Here is a 17,203-nt window from a genome sequence, read left to right as displayed (position 1 = left end):
AGATGACCTCAGTGTACCGACCGCTGCTGTTTTTGTATATCAAGCGCTGCTTGAGTTGCCGCCCGCTGGGGCCTGCCACGGTAAATAGTTACCAGAACGACCGCTGCAATAATGATCACGGCTGCAATCAGTGTATTCAAGGTAAGCTGTTCACCGACCAGCAGCCAGCCAAGCAGTACCGCCACCACCGGATTGACGAAGGCATAGGTTGAGACGAGAGACGCGTCGGCATTCTTAAGCAGCCAGATGTAGGCCGTGTAGCCGATGATGGAGCCGAAGACGACCAGATAACCGAGTGCCAGATACGAGCGCATAGAAATGCCGGAGACATCAAGCCGGGACCAGTCCCCGGTGAAATAGGAGAAAATCATCAACAGCGCCCCTCCCGTCAGCATCTGTGCTGCCGTTGACATCAGCGGGGAATCCGGCATTGCAGCACTGCGTGAATACATCGACCCGACTGCCCAGCTTATGGAGGCTATTAATAAGGTAATAATACCGATCAGATCGGTGGCGGTCCCCGTATCTCCCTTCCCCGGCTGGAAGACCAGCACGGCAATACCCAGCAGCCCCAGTACAATCCCGGCGATGACACCGGTATTCGGACGTTTGCCGCCGCGGCCAAACCAGCCCATCAGCATCATCCAGACGGGAACCGCTGCAACGATCAGTGAAGCGATGGATGAAGATACTCTTTGCTCGGACCAGGCCACCACACCGTTGCCTCCAAGCAGCAGCAAGGCGCCGACAATCGCCGAAGACCGCCACTCGCGCCCGGCCGGACGCTTCGCTCCGCTTAATCTGGCAATACTATAGAGCACTGCACCGGCTGCAAAAAATCTCACTCCAGCCATCAGAAAAGGCGGCATCGTCTCAATCGCAATCTTCATGCCGACATAGGTGCCTCCCCAAAACAAATAAACGCACAATAGTGCAATACCAACCACGTACACCGGATTCACTTTCTTCTTCTGCGGCATACCGCTACACCCCCTTCAATCCGTCCTCATATATAGTAGATAAAATAAAAGTGGTCGAGGTTTCCTTAACGTCAGGAATACGGAGAATCTCGTCAAGCAGGAGCGTAAGCTCCTCCGGCGAGGTCACCCTTACCTTGAGCAGCATGCACCACTCTCCCGCCAGCCGCTGGCATTCGATGATGCTCACACCGGGGATTTGGATGCGGATAATCTGTTCTGCCGCCTCCTTAAAGCCCTGGCTGACCACCTTCACGGAGATCATGACCTTAATCTTCTGGTCCAGCTTGCTCCAGTCCACAATTCCCCTATATCCCTTGATCACTCCGCTTTTCTCCAGCTTGCCGACCCTTTGATGCACAGACGGCCGGGAGATATGCAGCAGCTTGCCGATCTCTTCATGAGACAGTCTCCCGTTCTCTTCCAGCAGCTTTAGAATTCTGACATCGAGTTCATCCACAAGACCGCCTCCTGGGCAAAATTATAGCATGATTTATATGAATAATGACTAATCGTTAGTGTTCATCAGTAGATTCAAACGTTTCGTAAGAAAAACAGGCAATAATATCGTTAATCGTTATAATAACGTCTCAAATCTATCAGGAGAATAACGAATCGTAGGTACGTTGGAACACGCCAAAAGCTCAAGCCATGGACCCTCAGCCGGAGAAGCCTGCTTAGGCCGCTGCTTGAGCGGGATGATGCTCGAGGATATTTGCTGCGGAGCTCCAGATTGGGGCGAAGGCGGAGAGAGCGTACAATAACCAGTTGGCTGCATGAGTAAACAGACTGGACTTGGTTGGGTTGGGTTGAAACCCTTCAGTCAAAACCAAACTATACTTAACCGGACTGACAGGACCCTATTTTACGAAAAGGACTGCTTTGTCCGGGCAAACGGACTCAGAATCCTCTATTTACTTCCGGGCACGCCAAAACAAGGGTCTTTGAGACATTTAGCGGAATCTGAGTCCGCGTAGGCTAAATAACAGGGTATTTTCGCCAAATAGGGGATTGTCAGTCCGGTTCCCGCAGGATATCGGTCTCCCCACAGTTGTGTACCCATGTCACAGATGAACTGGAGACGCAGACCTTCATTGCTCCGTCCGCAGCGACAGCGATCAGCAGTGACAGTGATCAGCAGCTACTTCTGTCCAGCGTCGGCGGCTTACGCATCCCCCGAACTACTTCTGTCCGGGCGCCAGCGGCAACTTTTTAACCGAGCACAGCAGCTACTCCCTGCCCGGCAAGCCGCCGCCGAATACCGTTCCTTCCGCAAGCCCCGACACAAACTGCTGCAGCCAGACATAATATTCAGCCGCATGCTTCAGCTTGTCCAGATCCTTGAGGCAGGCCAGCCGTTCCTCCTCCGGAGTGTCCTCCGCATCGATTAGCGCCTGCAGTTCAGGCACCACCGTCCCCATCGCCTCCTGCATCACATCAATCTCCCGCTGAAGCTTCAGCGTGAAGAAGTTCCGGAAGGCCTGGAAGAAATCCGTCTCCGCCGCATACAGCTCCTTTCGCTCACGCTTCTCCTCCAGCTTCGTAACCATCCGCGAAGCGATCAGGGAGCGGACACCGTAGCTCATATTGCTTTTGCTCATATTCATGACCTGCTTCATTTCCTCCAGCGTCATCGGCTTGTCCTCAAAGAACATAATTCCGTACAGCTGCCCGAAGGAATAATTCGCTCCATACAAATCCATCGTCTGCGCTATCGCATCAATCATCGGGCCGAGCAGCTGTTCCCGTGGCGAACGATGCGGGTTGTCCTCGCCAAATGCGGCCTGCTTCATCAGGGTAGCACCTCATTTTCGCATAGAATCTTCTCTCTACATTACACAAAACTGAAGCTTTGCGGCAGACTTACTACAAATTTTACACAAATTCCGAAGTATGTTTACTCCCGCTTGACCACAAGCCTCGCTCATGAGTGTACAATTTTTTTTGAACAGAGGAGCTGTCCTCTGCATTATACCGCACCAAACAATGTAGATGGAATGGGGTATTGGAACGAAAATGACACGTTCAAAGCTTATTAGCGGCCTTAAGCCCGTGCTATTCACGCTGCCGGCAATGGTCCCGTTCGCCCTGTTCTGGCTGGCACCGCTGCTGTATGTACTGTATCTCAGCTTCACGGAATGGGATTTCATGAGCCCGGAGAAAACCTTTGTCGGCCTGCAGAACTATACTGATCTGCTCAGTAACCCTGCCTTCTACAAAGCGCTCAAGGTAACCGTGCTCTTCTGCGCCGGCAGTGTGCTGCCGATCATTCTGCTCGGACTGGGGCTTGCCCTGCTGATGAACCGCAAGCTGAAAGGCTCCGCACTCTATCAGGTGCTGCTGTTCTCGCCATGGGTCACACCTACAGTAGCCGTCTCTATCGTCTGGTCCTGGATATATGAGCCTGATGTCGGCCTCGCCAATACAGTGCTCGGCTTCTTCGGCATTGAGCCGATCGGGTGGCTGCAGGACCCCAAGTGGGCGCTGATTGGCGTGCTGCTCGTAACGATCTGGAAATCAGTAGGCTGGGCGATGATCTTCTATCTGGTGGCGCTGCGTAATGTGCCTTCGGATCTGCTGGAAGCCGGGGAGCTTGATGGCGCAAGTCCGGTGCAGAAGTTCCTCCGCATCACGCTGCCGCTGATCTCGCCGACCACACTGTTTCTGTTCGTGGTACAGCTCATCTCGGCGCTTCAGGCCTACGATCAGATTAATGTGCTGACGCAGGGAGGCCCGTCCGGCTCTACCCGCACCTTACTGTATCTGTATTATCAGTCCGCCTTCGAATCGTTCCAGATCGGAGAGGCTTCCACTGTAGCTGTCGTTCTGGTCTTCCTCTGCATGCTACTGTCGGTGTTCTCCTTCAGCATCAGCAAGCGGACCACCCATTATCAATAGTAGTTATCTTTTCTTATCTTTCGTACAAGGAGGTCTCACCGCTTGCGTATGCTCACACGGCTCAGCGGACCGGCCCGCCAGATTTTTTTCGCCGCGCTTGCTCTGCTGATGGCCTTTCCGTTCTACTGGATGGTTACCAGCGCACTCAAAACCAATGATGAAATCTGGCGTTCCCCGCCCACGCTCTGGCCAGAGGTACCACTCTGGGGGAATTTCGCTGCAGCCTGGAATGAGGCCCCCTTCGCCAGATATATGGGCAACAGCATCTTCGTGGCTGTCTCCATCGTCATCCTGCAGACGATCAATTCCGGGATGATGGCGTATGCGCTGACGCATATGAAGTTCCGCCTGAAGGGTGTTTTTGCCGGAGTGATTCTGTTCGGTTACATGGTTCCGGCTACAGCCGTCTATCTGCCCGGATATCTGGTATTGTCCGAGCTGCATCTGCTGAACTCCTATGCCGGCCTGATACTCTCTAATTGTGTAAGTATCTTCTCCATCTTCCTGATCAGACAAGCCTTCCTGCAGGTGTCGCATGAGCTGGTGGAGGCGGGTGAAGTGGACGGCGCTTCGCATATGCGGATTCTCTGGACGGTGCTGGTGCCGGTTACGCGGTCATCCTTCGCCGTACTGGCGCTGATTACCTTCATTGATCAGTACAACAATTATTTCTGGCCGATGCTGATTACGAAGGACCCGAGCCTGCAGCTGGTATCAGCCGGTCTGCGCAGCTTCTTCGTGGAAGGAGGTGCGTACGGACTGAAATGGCCGCTCATCATGGCCGCCAGCGCCTTCACGATTGCCCCGCTGCTGCTTGTCTTCCTGCTGGCGCAGAAAACGATTATGCAAAGTGTCAACATGACCGCAGGCTCCAGTAAAGGTTGAAATCTAACACTTCCAAACAAAGAGGAGAATGATGATGAACGTATTCAAAAGGTTGTCTGCAGTATCCATGATCGCTGGACTTTCCGTACTCACTGCCTGTGGCGGTAATTCTGCTTCGGGAAATGCTACGGCGGCTAACGGTGCAGCTACAGTACCTGCTGCCAATGCTGCTCCAGCCTCAAGCGCTGCTCCGGTCTCAAACGAACCGGTAACCATTGAATTCTGGTATGGACTCGGCGGCAAGCTAGGTGAAAATATGGAATCGCTCATTCAGAAATTCAATGCCTCCCAGCAGGAGGTCATCGTCAAGGGCATTGTGCAGGCAGATTATACAGAAACCGAACAGAAGCTTCAGGCAGCGATCGCTACCGGGCAGGTTCCGGCAGCCGTGCTCTCCTCCAATATAGACTGGGCCCGCAAAGGCTACTTCGCAGCGATGGATGAGCTGATTGCCGGGCAGCCGGATTTCAATCAGGCGGATTTCGTCCAGACCTTCCTGAGCCAGGGCCAGGTTGACGGCAAGCAGTACTTCCTCCCGATGTATGGAACGACACAGGTGATGTACTACCGTAAGGATGCTTTTGAGAAAGCCGGCATTGATGCCAGCCAGATTAAGACCTGGGAAGACCTCGCTGCAGCTGCCAAGAAAATGACCGTCACAGAAGGCGGCAAAACCAGCTTCTACGGCTGGGAGCCAATGTGGGGCTCCGGCAATATGATTGACGCTGTCCTCAGTAAGGGCGGCAATATTCTAAGTGAGGATGGCAAGACAGTGACGATCGACTCTCCTGAATGGATCGAGACCTGGGACTTCTTCCGCCAGTCGATTCATGAAGACAAGACTATGCGTATTCACTCCGGTGGACAAGGCTGGGAGTACTGGTACAAGACGATTGACGATGTAATGAAAGGCCAGGCGGCCGGATACACCGGCTCCAGCGGCGACCAGGGCGATCTCGACTTCAGCATCGTCTCCGCGATGGAGCAGCCGGGCTGGGCCGGAGTCGGCGAAGGCAAACCTGTAGCCCAGGCGATCATGGCTGGTATTCCTGCCAAGGCCGGAGATGCCGAGCAGCAGGCCGCTATGAAGTGGCTGGCCTACTTCACAAACTCCGAGAATACCGCCTTCTGGTCAATTAATACCGGATATATTTCCGTACGCCAGTCCGCACTCGAAGATCCGGCATTCGTCACCTTCAGTGAGACTAATCCGCAGATCAAAATCCCGTTACAGCAGGCATCCCACGCCTCCGCTCCTTTCCAGGACCCTACCGGCGGCAAAATCAACGATGCCCTGACGATCGCTGCGGACAAGGTGCAGATTGAGAATATTTCGGCGGCTGAAGCTCTTAAAGAAGCGCAGCAAACCGCCCAGGCGGCGCTGGATAAACTGAAATAACCGGCAATTCAGGCTCTAAACACTTCAGGCAATGAACTATCAGATACAGGAGGACAGCAGCATGCCTACGCTCATCACCCCGCACGGGGAGCATTCCATATCCGCCATCCTGTTCGACAAGGATGGCACCCTCCTGGAGTTCGTCTCCCTCTGGGGCAGCTGGGGCGAGTGTTTCCTCGCCCGGTTCTCCCGGCAGCTCCAGCAGCGCGGCCTTGAATTTCCGGCGCAGCACCTGGCCTCGCTGCTCGGGACCGTTCACGATGTTAACGGCAGAATTATTGATTATGACCGTAACGGCCCCTTGGCCATGGGCACCATGAGCGATCTCTATGCCATTCTGTCCTGGCAGGGTTATCTGCTTGGCTTATCCTGGGCAGAGTCGATGGAACTGACTGACCGCTGCCGCCAGGAGGCGGATGCATTAATGGAGCAGAGCAAGCCAGTGCTCCCGCTCCCCGGCCTGCTGCATTTCCTTGACGAGTGCGCAGCCGAAGGAATTCCGCTGGCCGTAGTCACTGCCGATGAAACCGCAGCGGCGGAGAATCATCTCCGCTGGCTCGGCATCCGCGGGTATTTCAGCGCCGTGATCGGCACAGACCAGGTGGAGCGCGGCAAGCCCTTCCCCGACATGGCGCTGCTGGCCTGCGAACGGCTGGGGATACAGCCGGCCGAAGCTGCCGTGATCGGCGACACGAACGGCGATATGCGGATGGCCAAGGCTGCCGGGGCAGCTGTGGCCATCGGGATTGCCGGCAATGCGGCAGCCGGGACGGCAGCTGCTGCAGCTACAGCCAGAGTAGGTGCAGCCACCAGCCCGGCTGGCGCGAATGCAGCGGCAATAGAACGGGCTGCTGGCAGTAGCCGTGCGGCAGATACACGGCCTGTACGCAGTCTTTTGCCTGATGCAGATTGTTTGGTGCAATCTTATGCGGAGCTTGGTATAGGAAGGATCGCACGATGAGGGCCGAGGGGGCCTTAGCCTGGGTGTTTCTCGCAATGGCAATTGTGTTCGAGCTCTCCGGAACCCTCTCCATGAAACTATCCCACGGCTTCACCCGGCCCTGGCCCTCCGTGCTGATGTTCCTGTTCTACGGGATCAGCTTCACCTCGCTCAATGTTGCCCTTACCTCCATCAAAGTTGGAGTGGCTTATGCGGTATGGTCGGGGGCAGGCATCATCCTGATCTCCGTGGCGGGCGCGCTTTTTTTTGAAGAACGGCTGACCTTCTCCTCACTCTTGTGGGTGACCGTAATCGTAGCCGGCATTGTGGGCCTAAACATCAGTGCCAAAGGGCATTAGGAAGATATTCACACATCATCAAAGGAGGCTCACCCTGCGAATGAACACAAGCGGACATGGCGGACAACCGCCGCTGTTAACCTTCCAGATTATTACCGACACCCACGTCACGGCCGATCCGGCACATGAATACAATCTGAATTTCGAACGGGCACTGCAGGATTTGGCCGTCCATGCGCAGGGCAGCAGCGGAATTATGCATATCGGGGATATCACGGATCATGGCTTCGTGGAGGAATATGCAGAGGTCCACCGTATTCTTCAGCTGCATCAGGCATCGCTGCCGGAGATCCGCTACACCTTGGGCAATCATGATGTGGGCCTCGGCCACTGGGAATCCCGCCTGGCGATGTACACCTCCCGTATGGGTATGCCTGGTCCCTATCATGACCATTGGACCGGCGGGTATCATTTCATCTTCCTTGGAACGGAGGAGGGTCTGCCCACGTTCTGTAATCTGTCGGACGAACAGCTTAAGTGGCTGGACCGTAAACTCGGAGAACGGGCACCGGACAATCAGCAGCCTGACGGGCAGATGGAGCTGGAGCTCGGTGCAGCCGCGCCGCCGGATCAGCCGGTCTTTCTCTTCCTGCACCAGCCGCTGAAGGATACGGTGGCCGGTTCACTGGAGTCACAGGAGTGGTATGGCGTTACTCAAGACAAAGAGCTGCGCTCCATTCTGGCGAAGTATCCACAGACGCTGCTCTTCACCGGACATACCCACTGGGAGCTGGAGGCCGGCAATACAATGTACCCCGGCAACGGGGAGATAGCTACCATGTTCAACGCCGCTTCTGTCGCCTACCTCTGGACGAATGCGGATGAGCACAAGACGGGCAGCCAGGGCTTCTATGTGGAGGTCTACGCTGACAAGGTGCTTGTACGGGGACGCGACTTCACTACGGGAACCTGGGTGGAAGCGGCGCAGTATGAAGTTGTTAACACTGTTAATGTACACCGTTAACTCGGAGTATACAGGTACATTGACAATAAGCTATAAAAAAGCAGCCTTCTCCCGTTAGTGGATTAGGCTGTTTGCGTATCCGCATTTATTTTCGGTACATGTCCTCGAGATAGATTCTCTCAAAAAATTTTCTAATCTGTTATTTTTGCAATCAAAACTCAGTAAATATACACTTTTTTCCATATATTTGGATTGAAATGGAACGAAGAAGAGCTATGATTTATTGTACAAATGGAAAAAGAAGGTGATAACCCAAGTTAAACATTGTATCTTTCTTGTACATTGGTTCCCCCAACAATTCAATATTTCAAAGGAGAAATAATGATGAGTATTAAACAGGCAGCAAGAGCAGTAGTTTTATCTGTGATGCTGTTATCTAATGCCTCTCTAGTTTATGGACAGTCTTCACAACCTTTTAAAATTGACCCTTCATTTATAAACACCAAAACGATAGACACCTCTCAGGGCTTTCAAAAGAAAACTAACTCTTTAGATATTCCCGTGTTGAATAAATCTAACACGCTTCCCTACGAAAACCCTAACGATGTTGTTGAAAGAACTAATAAAATATTTTTCAATTCTGATGAAGAATTCACAAAAGCCCGGAATGAGAACAAAACAACTATCTCCATCGAAGCTATTGCAGAAGATAAACAGTCAACGATTCAATTAAACGAAGAAGAATTTGAAAATCAACTTAACATTCTTTTTAAAAGCGAATTAACATATCAAAAAGTTAGTAACCGAACTTATCATATGGATGTTACTAAAGAACAACTGGATATTTTGAAGGGAATGAAGGAATTAAAGTTTGTCATTATTCAATCCAAAAGTGATAAAGGCTCATTTATTGCAGAATCCGCAGGGGAACAGATCATTACTCCTTATTTAAATGCAGCCAGTGAGATTCGGGAGTTACAAAAGCCCGCAGTGATTTCAAAGTAACCGGGGCCTTAGACGGCATGGAGACCACTTATACTAAAAGTGATGTTGTAATTGCTGTTGTCGACACTGGTATTGATGCCAATCATGTAGATTTAGATGGAGGCAAAGTAATAGGATGGTACGACTCCGTTAATGACAAATCCCAACCTTATGATGATCATGGGCATGGTACACACGTAGCAAGTATTGTAGCAGGTACAGGTGAAGGAGATCCTAATATTCAGACTGGTGTAGCCCCAGGTGCTGCTTTAGTAGGCGTTAAAGTTCTCGACAGTAGTGGCCACGGTTCTAACGCCGATATTATTGAAGGATTGTAATGGCTCTACAACAACATAAATTCCTATAATGTAAAAGCTGTTAATTTTAGTATAGGGACTCTAAAATCATATCAAGACGTATCCGATGTAATTACCTGGATCAAAAAAATTGAGAATGCAGGCGTTCCTGTATTCGTTGCGGCTGGAAATTCAGGTCATGGCTATAATGGTACGGTATTTTTAGGTAGATATTACGATACACTTAGCACATACGCCAAATATACATTTACATCCATAGCCAGTATAAAAGACCCTTATGAAGACGGTTGGGGTTTAAGCGTCTTTTCATCCAGAGGTACAGGTAGTACTGGTCCTTATCTTTCTGCACCAGGAGAGAGTATTAGGGCCGCTAAGGCAAACTCTGGAAGTGAATATATCACTATGAGCGGGACCTCTATGGCTACCCCTTTTGTAGCGGGAACCTACGCACTGATGTATGATGCAGCTTATTCAAGAGGAATATCAAGCTCTATTAGTTTTTCTGCATTTGACATGGGTACTCAGGGATATGATAAGTTGTACGGTAATGGTATATTAAATGCCTATGAGTCCATTAAAAATGCTGCCCAAGGACAAGGTAGTTTCAATACTTATCGTTCTTTGATTTCTGTACCCAATGGACATGTGGCTAAAGATTATATCGATGTATATGCAATTAAACAGAATGCAACAAATGCAGATCTTAATGCTACATTGTTGATCATAAACGAGAATAAAGAAAATCTGGATTTAGCAATATGGGAACCGGGGGCTGATCCATACCAAGGTGCTCCTGCAACCTATTACATCGGAGACAACACAGACCTCCCTCAAGAAAATATCAACATAAAGTCTCCTAAGCAGGGTACTTATTATTTGGGAGTGTTCGGGAAAGATCATAGTGCTGACCACACAATGTAAATAACTGGTAATAACATTACTCCTTGATTTTATTAAACGTAAAAATACTCATATTCCACAATGGTATGAAAAAATAATTTTCAAAAAAAAACAAAGCAGCCTCTTCCCATCGAATCATTAGTGGGGAAGGCTGCTTTGTGTATCGGTTATCTATTGCTTTCTCTAATGCATTCTATTCAAAAAGCAGGCAGCGCGATATCCGCGTAATTATCCTCAAGGAACTTCTTCACTTCCGGGCCGCTGATCGCCTTAGCCAGCTTCTGAATCGCCTCGGAATCCTTGTTGTCCTCACGGGCAACAAGCGTGATCGTAAATGCGGAATCCTCACCTTCGGTGATCAGCGCATCCTTCTTGGGGGTCAGGCCGAGCGGGCTGGCATACGCCGGAGTCATCGCCACCAGGTCCGCATCATCCAGCATCCGGGCCAGCATCAGCAGATCGACCTCCTCGAACTTATAGTTCTTGGTATTGGCGGTAATGTCCGCCTGGGTCGCCTGAATGCCTACGCCTTCCTTCAGCGTAATCAGTCCGGCATCCGCGAACATTTGCAGGGAGCGTCCGATATTCGAAGGATCATTCGCCATTACGAGGGTTGCTCCATCAGGCAGTTCATCAATGCTCTTATAGCGTTTGGAGTAACCGCCATAGATGGCATCATATACTGGCTGAACCGCAACGAGCTTCGCATCTTTGCTGGCATTGAACTGCTCCATGTATGGCACATGCTGGAAGAAGTTCGCGTCCACCTCTTTGTTCGCCAGCGCTTCGTTCGGCTGCACATTATCGGACAGCACCACAACCTCCATGTCCACGCCTTCTTCCTTCAGGATCGGCTTCACGATATCAAGGATATCCGTCATTGGCGGAATCAGCGAGGCTACCTTGATCTTCACAGATTCAGTGCTGGTGGCAGCCGGTGTCTCTTCTGCTTCCTTGTTGTTTCCGCAGCCCGCAAGGGCAAGTACCAATACGAGCAGTGTTAATCCGAAGGCAGCTTTCATTCTTGTTGCGGCTCTCTTAACCGTTCCGTTTCCTGCAATTATCGACTTCTTCATTATTATCTCCAGCCCCCATTGTTATATAGTTACTCAGCGTTTATCCAGCAGTCTTGCCAGTGTACTTCCTGTGAACTGAATCAATTGCACCAGCACAATCATGACGAGTATGGCGTAGATCATCACTTCTGTCTCGAACCGCTGATACCCGTAGCGGATCGCGAAATCGCCAACCCCGCCGCCGCCGACCACACCCATTACTGTTGAAAAAGAAATGAAGCTGATCGTAGAGGCAGTCAATCCCAGCACCAGTCCGGAACGGGCCTCCACATACAGAAACTTAAAGATCACTCCCAGTCTGGATGCCCCCATGGATAACGCCGCTTCTATCGTTCCTCTGGGAACCTCCAGCAGAGACTGCTCCACCAGCCGTGAATAATAGGCAATAGCGACGATAGACAGCGGCACCGTTGCCGCCAGCGTGCCAATCGCCGTTCCCACTACCAGGCGGGTGAACGGAATCAGAGCCACTACCAGCAGCAGGAACGGAAACGAACGCACCACATTTACGATGCTGTTCAGTATGAGCGACAAGCTTCTATTCTCATACAATTGGCCTTTGCGGCAAAAATACAGCAGTGTCCCCAGCGGAAGCCCCAGCAGCAGCGCAGACCCCACGGAGATTCCGACCATCACAAAGGTCTCTCCGATCGACTGCCACATCTGATCCTGATACTTCAGCATGCTCTCAAACATAGGGTTCCCCCGTTCTTCCCGTAATTCTCTCCCGGTAGGAGCCCAAATGGCTCCCCGGCGGAAGAAAGCCGACCTCCTCCCGGGAAAAGAAATCAACCATCCGCCCGCTCTCCATTACAGATACCTCTGAGCAGATGCTCCGGACGACATCCAGCTCATGGGTAACTATAACGACAGTAACACCGAGCGAATCATTGATGTGGCGGAGTACACCCAGGATATCCGCCGTGGTGCCCGGATCAAGCGCGGAGGTCGGCTCATCGCACAGCAGCAGCTTCGGATTGTTCGCCAGCGCCCGGGCAATCGCTACCCGCTGGAGCTGGCCGCCGCTGAGCTGTGCCGGATACTGATTAGCTTTGTCTGCAAGCCCGACAAACTGCAGACATTCCAGCGCCCGCTTCATCCGTCCGGCACGCGGCACTCCGGCAAGCTCCAGCGGAATCGCCACATTGCGGCTGACGGTGGCATTGCCGACAAGATTGAACTGCTGAAAGATCATGCCGATTCTTTGCCGCTGCCGCCGCAGCTCCTTGTCCGGCAGCTCTGTAAGCAGCTTGCCGTCTACAGTAACCGTTCCCCTATCGGGCCGCTCCAGCAGATTAATCAGCCGCAGAAGTGTAGATTTTCCGGCACCGCTTGCCCCGATAATGCCGTGTATAGCACCCGTCTTCACTTCAAGCGATACATTGTCCACAGCAGTATAAGGGCCGGCCTTCAGAGCGAAGCTTTTGCTAACCTGACTCAGTGATAAAATATGAAGCCCTCCTCAATAGACTGCCTGAACTACAGCTCTCCACCTTCGGCTGTATTGTACTATAATTATTTAAAATCTGTTTTGTTAAAAATCTCTTTAAATAATAAGGCATTTCTTCCGCTGTGTCATCATTTTTCTCAAAATGATTGTTAAGCGCTCCGGAAGAGAAACCCATTATAGAGGATGCCCCTGGTCCGTTTGGGATTATTCATATATATAGCAAAAAAGGATGCGGCCCTAATAGGACCACATCCTTTTTTGCTATTTTACAAGTAAAATCTCCTCCGCTCAGCCAGAAACACGGCTTCATAGCGCTCTGCCTGCAGCTCAAGCAGTTCCGGTAGTCGGATCAGGTAGAGCAGCGCCGTTCTGTCCGCCTATTCCTTCACACTGCCGACATTCAAGCCCACTACAAAGTACTTCTGCATAAACGGATACACCAGCAGGATAGGCACAGAGGCCACGACTGTGATAGCTGCCCGTATAGAGAGTGGTGTCACCATCGCTCTTGCCGAATTCTGATCCATCCCCACCCCATTCTGTACGGTTGGGTTACCGTTGGAATTCATCGTTGAGGACAGCAGCTTCATCAGCTCATATTGCAGCGTACTGAGATTCTGTCTGGATGAGGTATAGATAAAGGCATCGAACCAGGAGTTCCACGCGCCGACAGCCACGAACAGGGCGATGGTCGCCAGCACCGGCTTGCAGAGCGGAAACACCACCCGCATGAATATTCTGAAATCCCCGGCGCCGTCTATCTTCGCCGATTCCAAGAGGCTCTCCGGAATGGTTCCGATATAGGTACGGATGACGATCATATTGAATGCGCTGATCATCGAAGGGAAAATATACACCCAGAAGCTGTTTAACAGGTGCAGATCCTTGATCAGGAAATAGTTCGGGATCAGACCGGCGCTGAAATACATCGTAAGCACAAAGATAACAGTAATCGGCTGGCGAAATACATATTCCCTGCGGCTTAAGGTGTATGCAAGCATGGTGGTCAGAAAAATATTGAGTATCGTAGAAATCACTGTACGGGCTACTGAAACCAGGAAAGCGTCAAAAATAGTTCCCGTGGCAAAAATTGCCCTGTAATTCTGAAAAGTCCATTCTCTCGGCCATAAGTAAATACCGCCGCGGATTGTATCGTTCCCTTCATTAAACGAAACAGCTATCGTGTTGATGAATGGATATAATGTCACAACCACCAGACAGACCATAAAGAGCGTATTGAAGGAAGTGAACAGAATCGGCTCAAGCCTTCCGGTACCTAGACTCCTTTTCACCGTATAGCCTGCATTTGGCCCAGGGCTAATGTGTCGGTTATCCATCATTATAACAACCTCTCTTCCCCAAGCCGCTTGGAAATCCCATTAGCCATAAGCAGCAAGGTTACACTGACAACTGTTTTGAAAATCCCGCCCGCAGTGGCGAGTGAATAATTCCCTTGGGCAAGCCCGTATTTAAGCACGAAGATATCTATCGTCTCCGCCCAGTCCACTACCAGCCCGTTGCCGAGCAGATACTGCACTTCAAAGCCTGCTTCCAGGACATGTCCTATGGACATAATCATCAGAATTACAATCGTTGCTTTGATACCAGGCAGGGTTACAAACATCATCTTCTTGTAACGGTTCGCACCGTCAATTTCGGCAGCTTCATAAAGGGCAGGGTCAATGGAGGCAATGGCCGCCAGATAAATAATGGTATTCCATCCTACTTCCTTCCACACATGCGAAGCCCCTACGATTCCCCAGAAATACTTTCCTTCACTAAGCCATAGAATCGGCTCTTTAATCAGATGCAGCTTCATCAGAACGATATTTACAATCCCGTCGTTAATGGAGAGCGAGGTGGCCACAATGCCGGTAACGATAATCCATGACAGGAAGTGGGGCAGATAAGAGATTGTCTGCACAGTCCTTTTCCAGAAGACCTTCTTGATTTCATTCAGCAGCAGCGCAAGCACTATGGCTGTAACAAAACCGAGGATCAGATTGATAAGCCCCATCGCCAGCGTGTTGCGCAGTACACGAATAAAGTTATCATCTGTAAACAGAAACCTGAATTGCTTGAGTCCCACCCATTCCTGTTCACCGAAGGACTTCGCGGGCTTGTAATTCTGAAACGCCATGGTCCAGCCCCAAACGGGAACATAGGCAAAAAGAATAATGTATAGCATCAAAGGCACAGACATCCAAATAAGCTGATTCTGGTTTCTGATCAAGCGCCAGGTAATCGGCTGTTTTTTCTTCTTTCGGTTCTTCGGATGCCGGACGACAGTATCTATTTCTAGGGTCTCATCCATATTCGTTGTCTCCTACTCCATGAAATTAATTTAGCAAGTGGAAGGCCCTGATCGGCCCTCCACCTTCTGATCCCGGAAACAGCGTTCCGTCATTTACTCCAGTTCTCAATTCTCCACTTAATCTGCTCATTGATCTTGTCTTCATATGCCTTCACATTAGCCTTTTCGATCTGTCCGGTGTAATCGGTCCATACGGAATCGAAATCTGCCGGGTCGGCAAGGATGGCTTTAGGCAGGAATTTGGTCTGCAGTTCATTCAGCTTGGTACTGGCTATTTTGGCATCCGATCCTTCAATTAAGTCGATGGACCAGGCAGGATAATAGACCGGATTGGCAGGAGGCTCACTGAAGAAGTCCACGTAAGAGTCAAAGCCATAGGCATCAAGCACTTCCTTGTCGAAAGGCTTCAGACCTGCTTTGTATTCTTCCGGCTGTGCAGCAGCATCCGTTGAGTTGCCGTCACTGAAGCTTCCTTCTGTTTTGGGAAGGTAATCAAACATCGCTTTGGCTTTGTTGGCCAGCTGCCAGGTGGCATCGGCTGCATTGTCACGCTGTTCCTGGGTTCTCATAAATCTGCCGTTCTCCACGATATAATCTTCGCCTTCCACACCCCAGGAGAACATTTTCTGCCAGTCTTCCTGGATCAGAGTGTCGAGCAGCTTGATGATCTGCACGGCATTTTTGGCATTGATACTGATACCGAAGCCGTTGTTAAGGTTAAGAACGGCAAGATCGCGGTAGTAGTCTTTGGTCGCCTCTTCGTATACGAGCGGAAGACCAACATAGGTGCGTTCAATTTTACCTTGGGTCGTCAGAGAATCCTCAGCAGCGTTGAAGTTCCAGTGCTGGTCGAACATCCCCAGTACGGTACCACTGGATATTTTCGCCATATACTGGTCATAGTTCTGTACAAAGGTCTCTTTATCGATCAGACCCTTCTGGTTGATTTCATTCAGCTTCTGGTAGTATTGCTTCGCATAATCTTTATTTGCAAACACTTCAGCTACGCCGTCATTGACAACCACACCGCCATCATTTGGATGGCCGATCAGATGCTGCGGCGCATTGAACAGACCCCAGTTTTTCCAGTCATAGTTCAGAATTTCGAACCCGATCGTCGGGCTTCCGTCGATTTTAGGATATTTCGCCTTATACTGCTCAATCAGGTCAAAGTATTGATCCAGTGTCTTCACCTGCGGATAATTGAATTCCTTGAGGACAGCTTTTTGAATCCAGAAGGCAGGTCCCGAATACCAGGAGCTGTTGACCTTACCATTGTATACACCGTAGTTAGGCAGGATATAAATATGGCCGTCGTTCGGGTCCTTCATCATGTTCCAGTATTCGGCATAATGCGCTTTCAAATTTGGCGCATGCTCCTCAATCAGGTCTTCCAGCGGAATATATGCCCCTGCTGCTGTAAGCTTGGTATTCCCGGTCATGAGGTCCGGGTAATCCTGGCCGGCAATCATGACGCCCAGCTTCTGGTTAATGTCACCTGCCAGGAATTCCATATCGAAGCTGGCTCCGGTTTCTTCCTTGATCTTCTTGTAAATCTTATTGTCCGGTGTCGGCTGTTGTCCAGCTGCGCCGATAAATACGCTTACCTTAAATGGTTCTATCTTTCCTCCTGTGTTAGCTGAAGCCGTTCCTGCCGCAGTTGTCTCTTCAGCTTTGCCCGCAGTATTGTTGTTGTTGCCCCCGCAGCCGGATAGCGTAAAGCTTAGGGATAACAGAACAATCAGGGAAAACTTGTACATCGCTTTCGACTTGCCCCCCATAAAGCACCTCCATAATGTG

At 50.7% G+C, this 17,203-nt stretch carries 16 protein-coding genes and 1 pseudogene; 8 read left to right on the top strand and 9 right to left on the bottom strand.

The features are described 5' to 3' along the window. Positions 1-8: 8 nt before the first annotated feature. The 3 genes from yedA to MKX70_RS10580 form a co-directional block, all read right to left on the bottom strand. Positions 9-980 carry a drug/metabolite exporter YedA gene (gene yedA, locus MKX70_RS10590; RefSeq protein WP_340782456.1) on the bottom strand — a complete coding sequence of 324 codons (972 nt, stop codon included), beginning with the start codon at positions 978-980 and terminating at the stop codon, positions 9-11. A 4-nt stretch (positions 981-984) separates the two neighbouring features. Next, positions 985-1,437 carry an Lrp/AsnC family transcriptional regulator gene (locus tag MKX70_RS10585; RefSeq protein ID WP_042239606.1) on the bottom strand — a complete coding sequence of 151 codons (453 nt, stop codon included), beginning with the start codon at positions 1,435-1,437 and terminating at the stop codon, positions 985-987. Positions 1,438-2,206: 769 nt separating this feature from the next. Continuing rightward, positions 2,207-2,770: a GbsR/MarR family transcriptional regulator gene (locus tag MKX70_RS10580; protein ID WP_042239608.1), complete on the bottom strand. Its 564-nt coding sequence runs from the start codon at positions 2,768-2,770 to the stop codon at positions 2,207-2,209. A gap of 223 nt (positions 2,771-2,993) precedes the next feature. Between MKX70_RS10580 and MKX70_RS10575 the strand changes: the two genes are divergently transcribed. The 8 genes and pseudogenes from MKX70_RS10575 to MKX70_RS10540 all read left to right on the top strand — a co-directional run bounded on the left by MKX70_RS10575 (position 2,994) and on the right by MKX70_RS10540 (position 10,584). Next, complete coding sequence (locus MKX70_RS10575; protein ID WP_340839990.1) at positions 2,994-3,875, top strand: carbohydrate ABC transporter permease; 882 nt, start codon at positions 2,994-2,996, stop codon at positions 3,873-3,875. Between the two features lie 48 nt (positions 3,876-3,923). Next, a complete protein-coding gene (locus MKX70_RS10570) occupies positions 3,924-4,760 on the top strand; it encodes a carbohydrate ABC transporter permease (RefSeq protein ID WP_039307391.1) in 837 nt (278 codons plus the stop codon). 34 nt (positions 4,761-4,794) lie between these two features. Then, the gene (locus tag MKX70_RS10565; protein ID WP_340841643.1) at positions 4,795-6,159 is read left to right on the top strand and encodes an ABC transporter substrate-binding protein; all 1,365 of its coding nucleotides are present in this window, start codon (positions 4,795-4,797) and stop codon (positions 6,157-6,159) included. Positions 6,160-6,220: 61 nt separating this feature from the next. After that, positions 6,221-7,120 carry an HAD family hydrolase gene (locus MKX70_RS10560; protein WP_340839989.1) on the top strand — a complete coding sequence of 300 codons (900 nt, stop codon included), beginning with the start codon at positions 6,221-6,223 and terminating at the stop codon, positions 7,118-7,120. Beyond that, on the top strand, positions 7,117-7,458 hold the full coding sequence (locus tag MKX70_RS10555) for a DMT family transporter (protein WP_039307319.1): 342 nt from the start codon (positions 7,117-7,119) through the stop codon (positions 7,456-7,458). Before MKX70_RS10560 ends, MKX70_RS10555 begins: the two co-directional genes overlap by 4 nt. Positions 7,459-7,498: 40 nt before the next feature. Continuing rightward, on the top strand, positions 7,499-8,422 hold the full coding sequence (locus tag MKX70_RS10550; RefSeq protein ID WP_340839988.1) for a metallophosphoesterase family protein: 924 nt from the start codon (positions 7,499-7,501) through the stop codon (positions 8,420-8,422). 321 nt (positions 8,423-8,743) lie between these two features. Then, positions 8,744-9,367 carry a hypothetical protein gene (locus MKX70_RS10545; RefSeq protein WP_339840919.1) on the top strand — a complete coding sequence of 208 codons (624 nt, stop codon included), beginning with the start codon at positions 8,744-8,746 and terminating at the stop codon, positions 9,365-9,367. A 17-nt stretch (positions 9,368-9,384) separates the two neighbouring features. Beyond that, positions 9,385-10,584: pseudogene (locus tag MKX70_RS10540) on the top strand (S8 family serine peptidase). Positions 10,585-10,760: 176 nt separating this feature from the next. On the opposite strand, the gene MKX70_RS10535 reads toward MKX70_RS10540, so the two are convergent. From MKX70_RS10535 to MKX70_RS10510, 6 genes are all read right to left on the bottom strand, one after another. Then, the gene (locus MKX70_RS10535; RefSeq protein ID WP_340790115.1) at positions 10,761-11,585 is read right to left on the bottom strand and encodes a MetQ/NlpA family ABC transporter substrate-binding protein; all 825 of its coding nucleotides are present in this window, start codon (positions 11,583-11,585) and stop codon (positions 10,761-10,763) included. An 87-nt stretch (positions 11,586-11,672) separates the two neighbouring features. Beyond that, the gene (locus MKX70_RS10530; protein WP_042239616.1) at positions 11,673-12,335 is read right to left on the bottom strand and encodes a methionine ABC transporter permease; all 663 of its coding nucleotides are present in this window, start codon (positions 12,333-12,335) and stop codon (positions 11,673-11,675) included. After that, positions 12,328-13,089 (bottom strand): methionine ABC transporter ATP-binding protein, encoded by a 762-nt coding sequence (locus MKX70_RS10525; protein ID WP_340790112.1) that lies wholly within the window; start codon positions 13,087-13,089, stop codon positions 12,328-12,330. Before MKX70_RS10525 ends, MKX70_RS10530 begins: the two co-directional genes overlap by 8 nt. Before the next feature lie 377 nt (positions 13,090-13,466). Next, positions 13,467-14,426, bottom strand: coding sequence for a carbohydrate ABC transporter permease (locus tag MKX70_RS10520; RefSeq protein ID WP_081956826.1), 960 nt, complete (start codon positions 14,424-14,426; stop codon positions 13,467-13,469). Between the two features lie 2 nt (positions 14,427-14,428). Next, on the bottom strand, positions 14,429-15,403 hold the full coding sequence (locus MKX70_RS10515; RefSeq protein WP_042239620.1) for an ABC transporter permease: 975 nt from the start codon (positions 15,401-15,403) through the stop codon (positions 14,429-14,431). Between the two features lie 89 nt (positions 15,404-15,492). Then, a complete protein-coding gene (locus tag MKX70_RS10510) occupies positions 15,493-17,184 on the bottom strand; it encodes a sugar ABC transporter substrate-binding protein (RefSeq protein WP_042239621.1) in 1,692 nt (563 codons plus the stop codon). Positions 17,185-17,203 lie beyond the last annotated feature (19 nt).

This window comes from Paenibacillus sp. FSL R7-0312 (assembly GCF_038004445.1).
Lineage (GTDB): Bacteria > Bacillota > Bacilli > Paenibacillales > Paenibacillaceae > Paenibacillus_AQ.
Note: the sequence above shows the minus strand (reverse complement) of the source record. Positions and strands in the feature narration are given on the sequence as shown.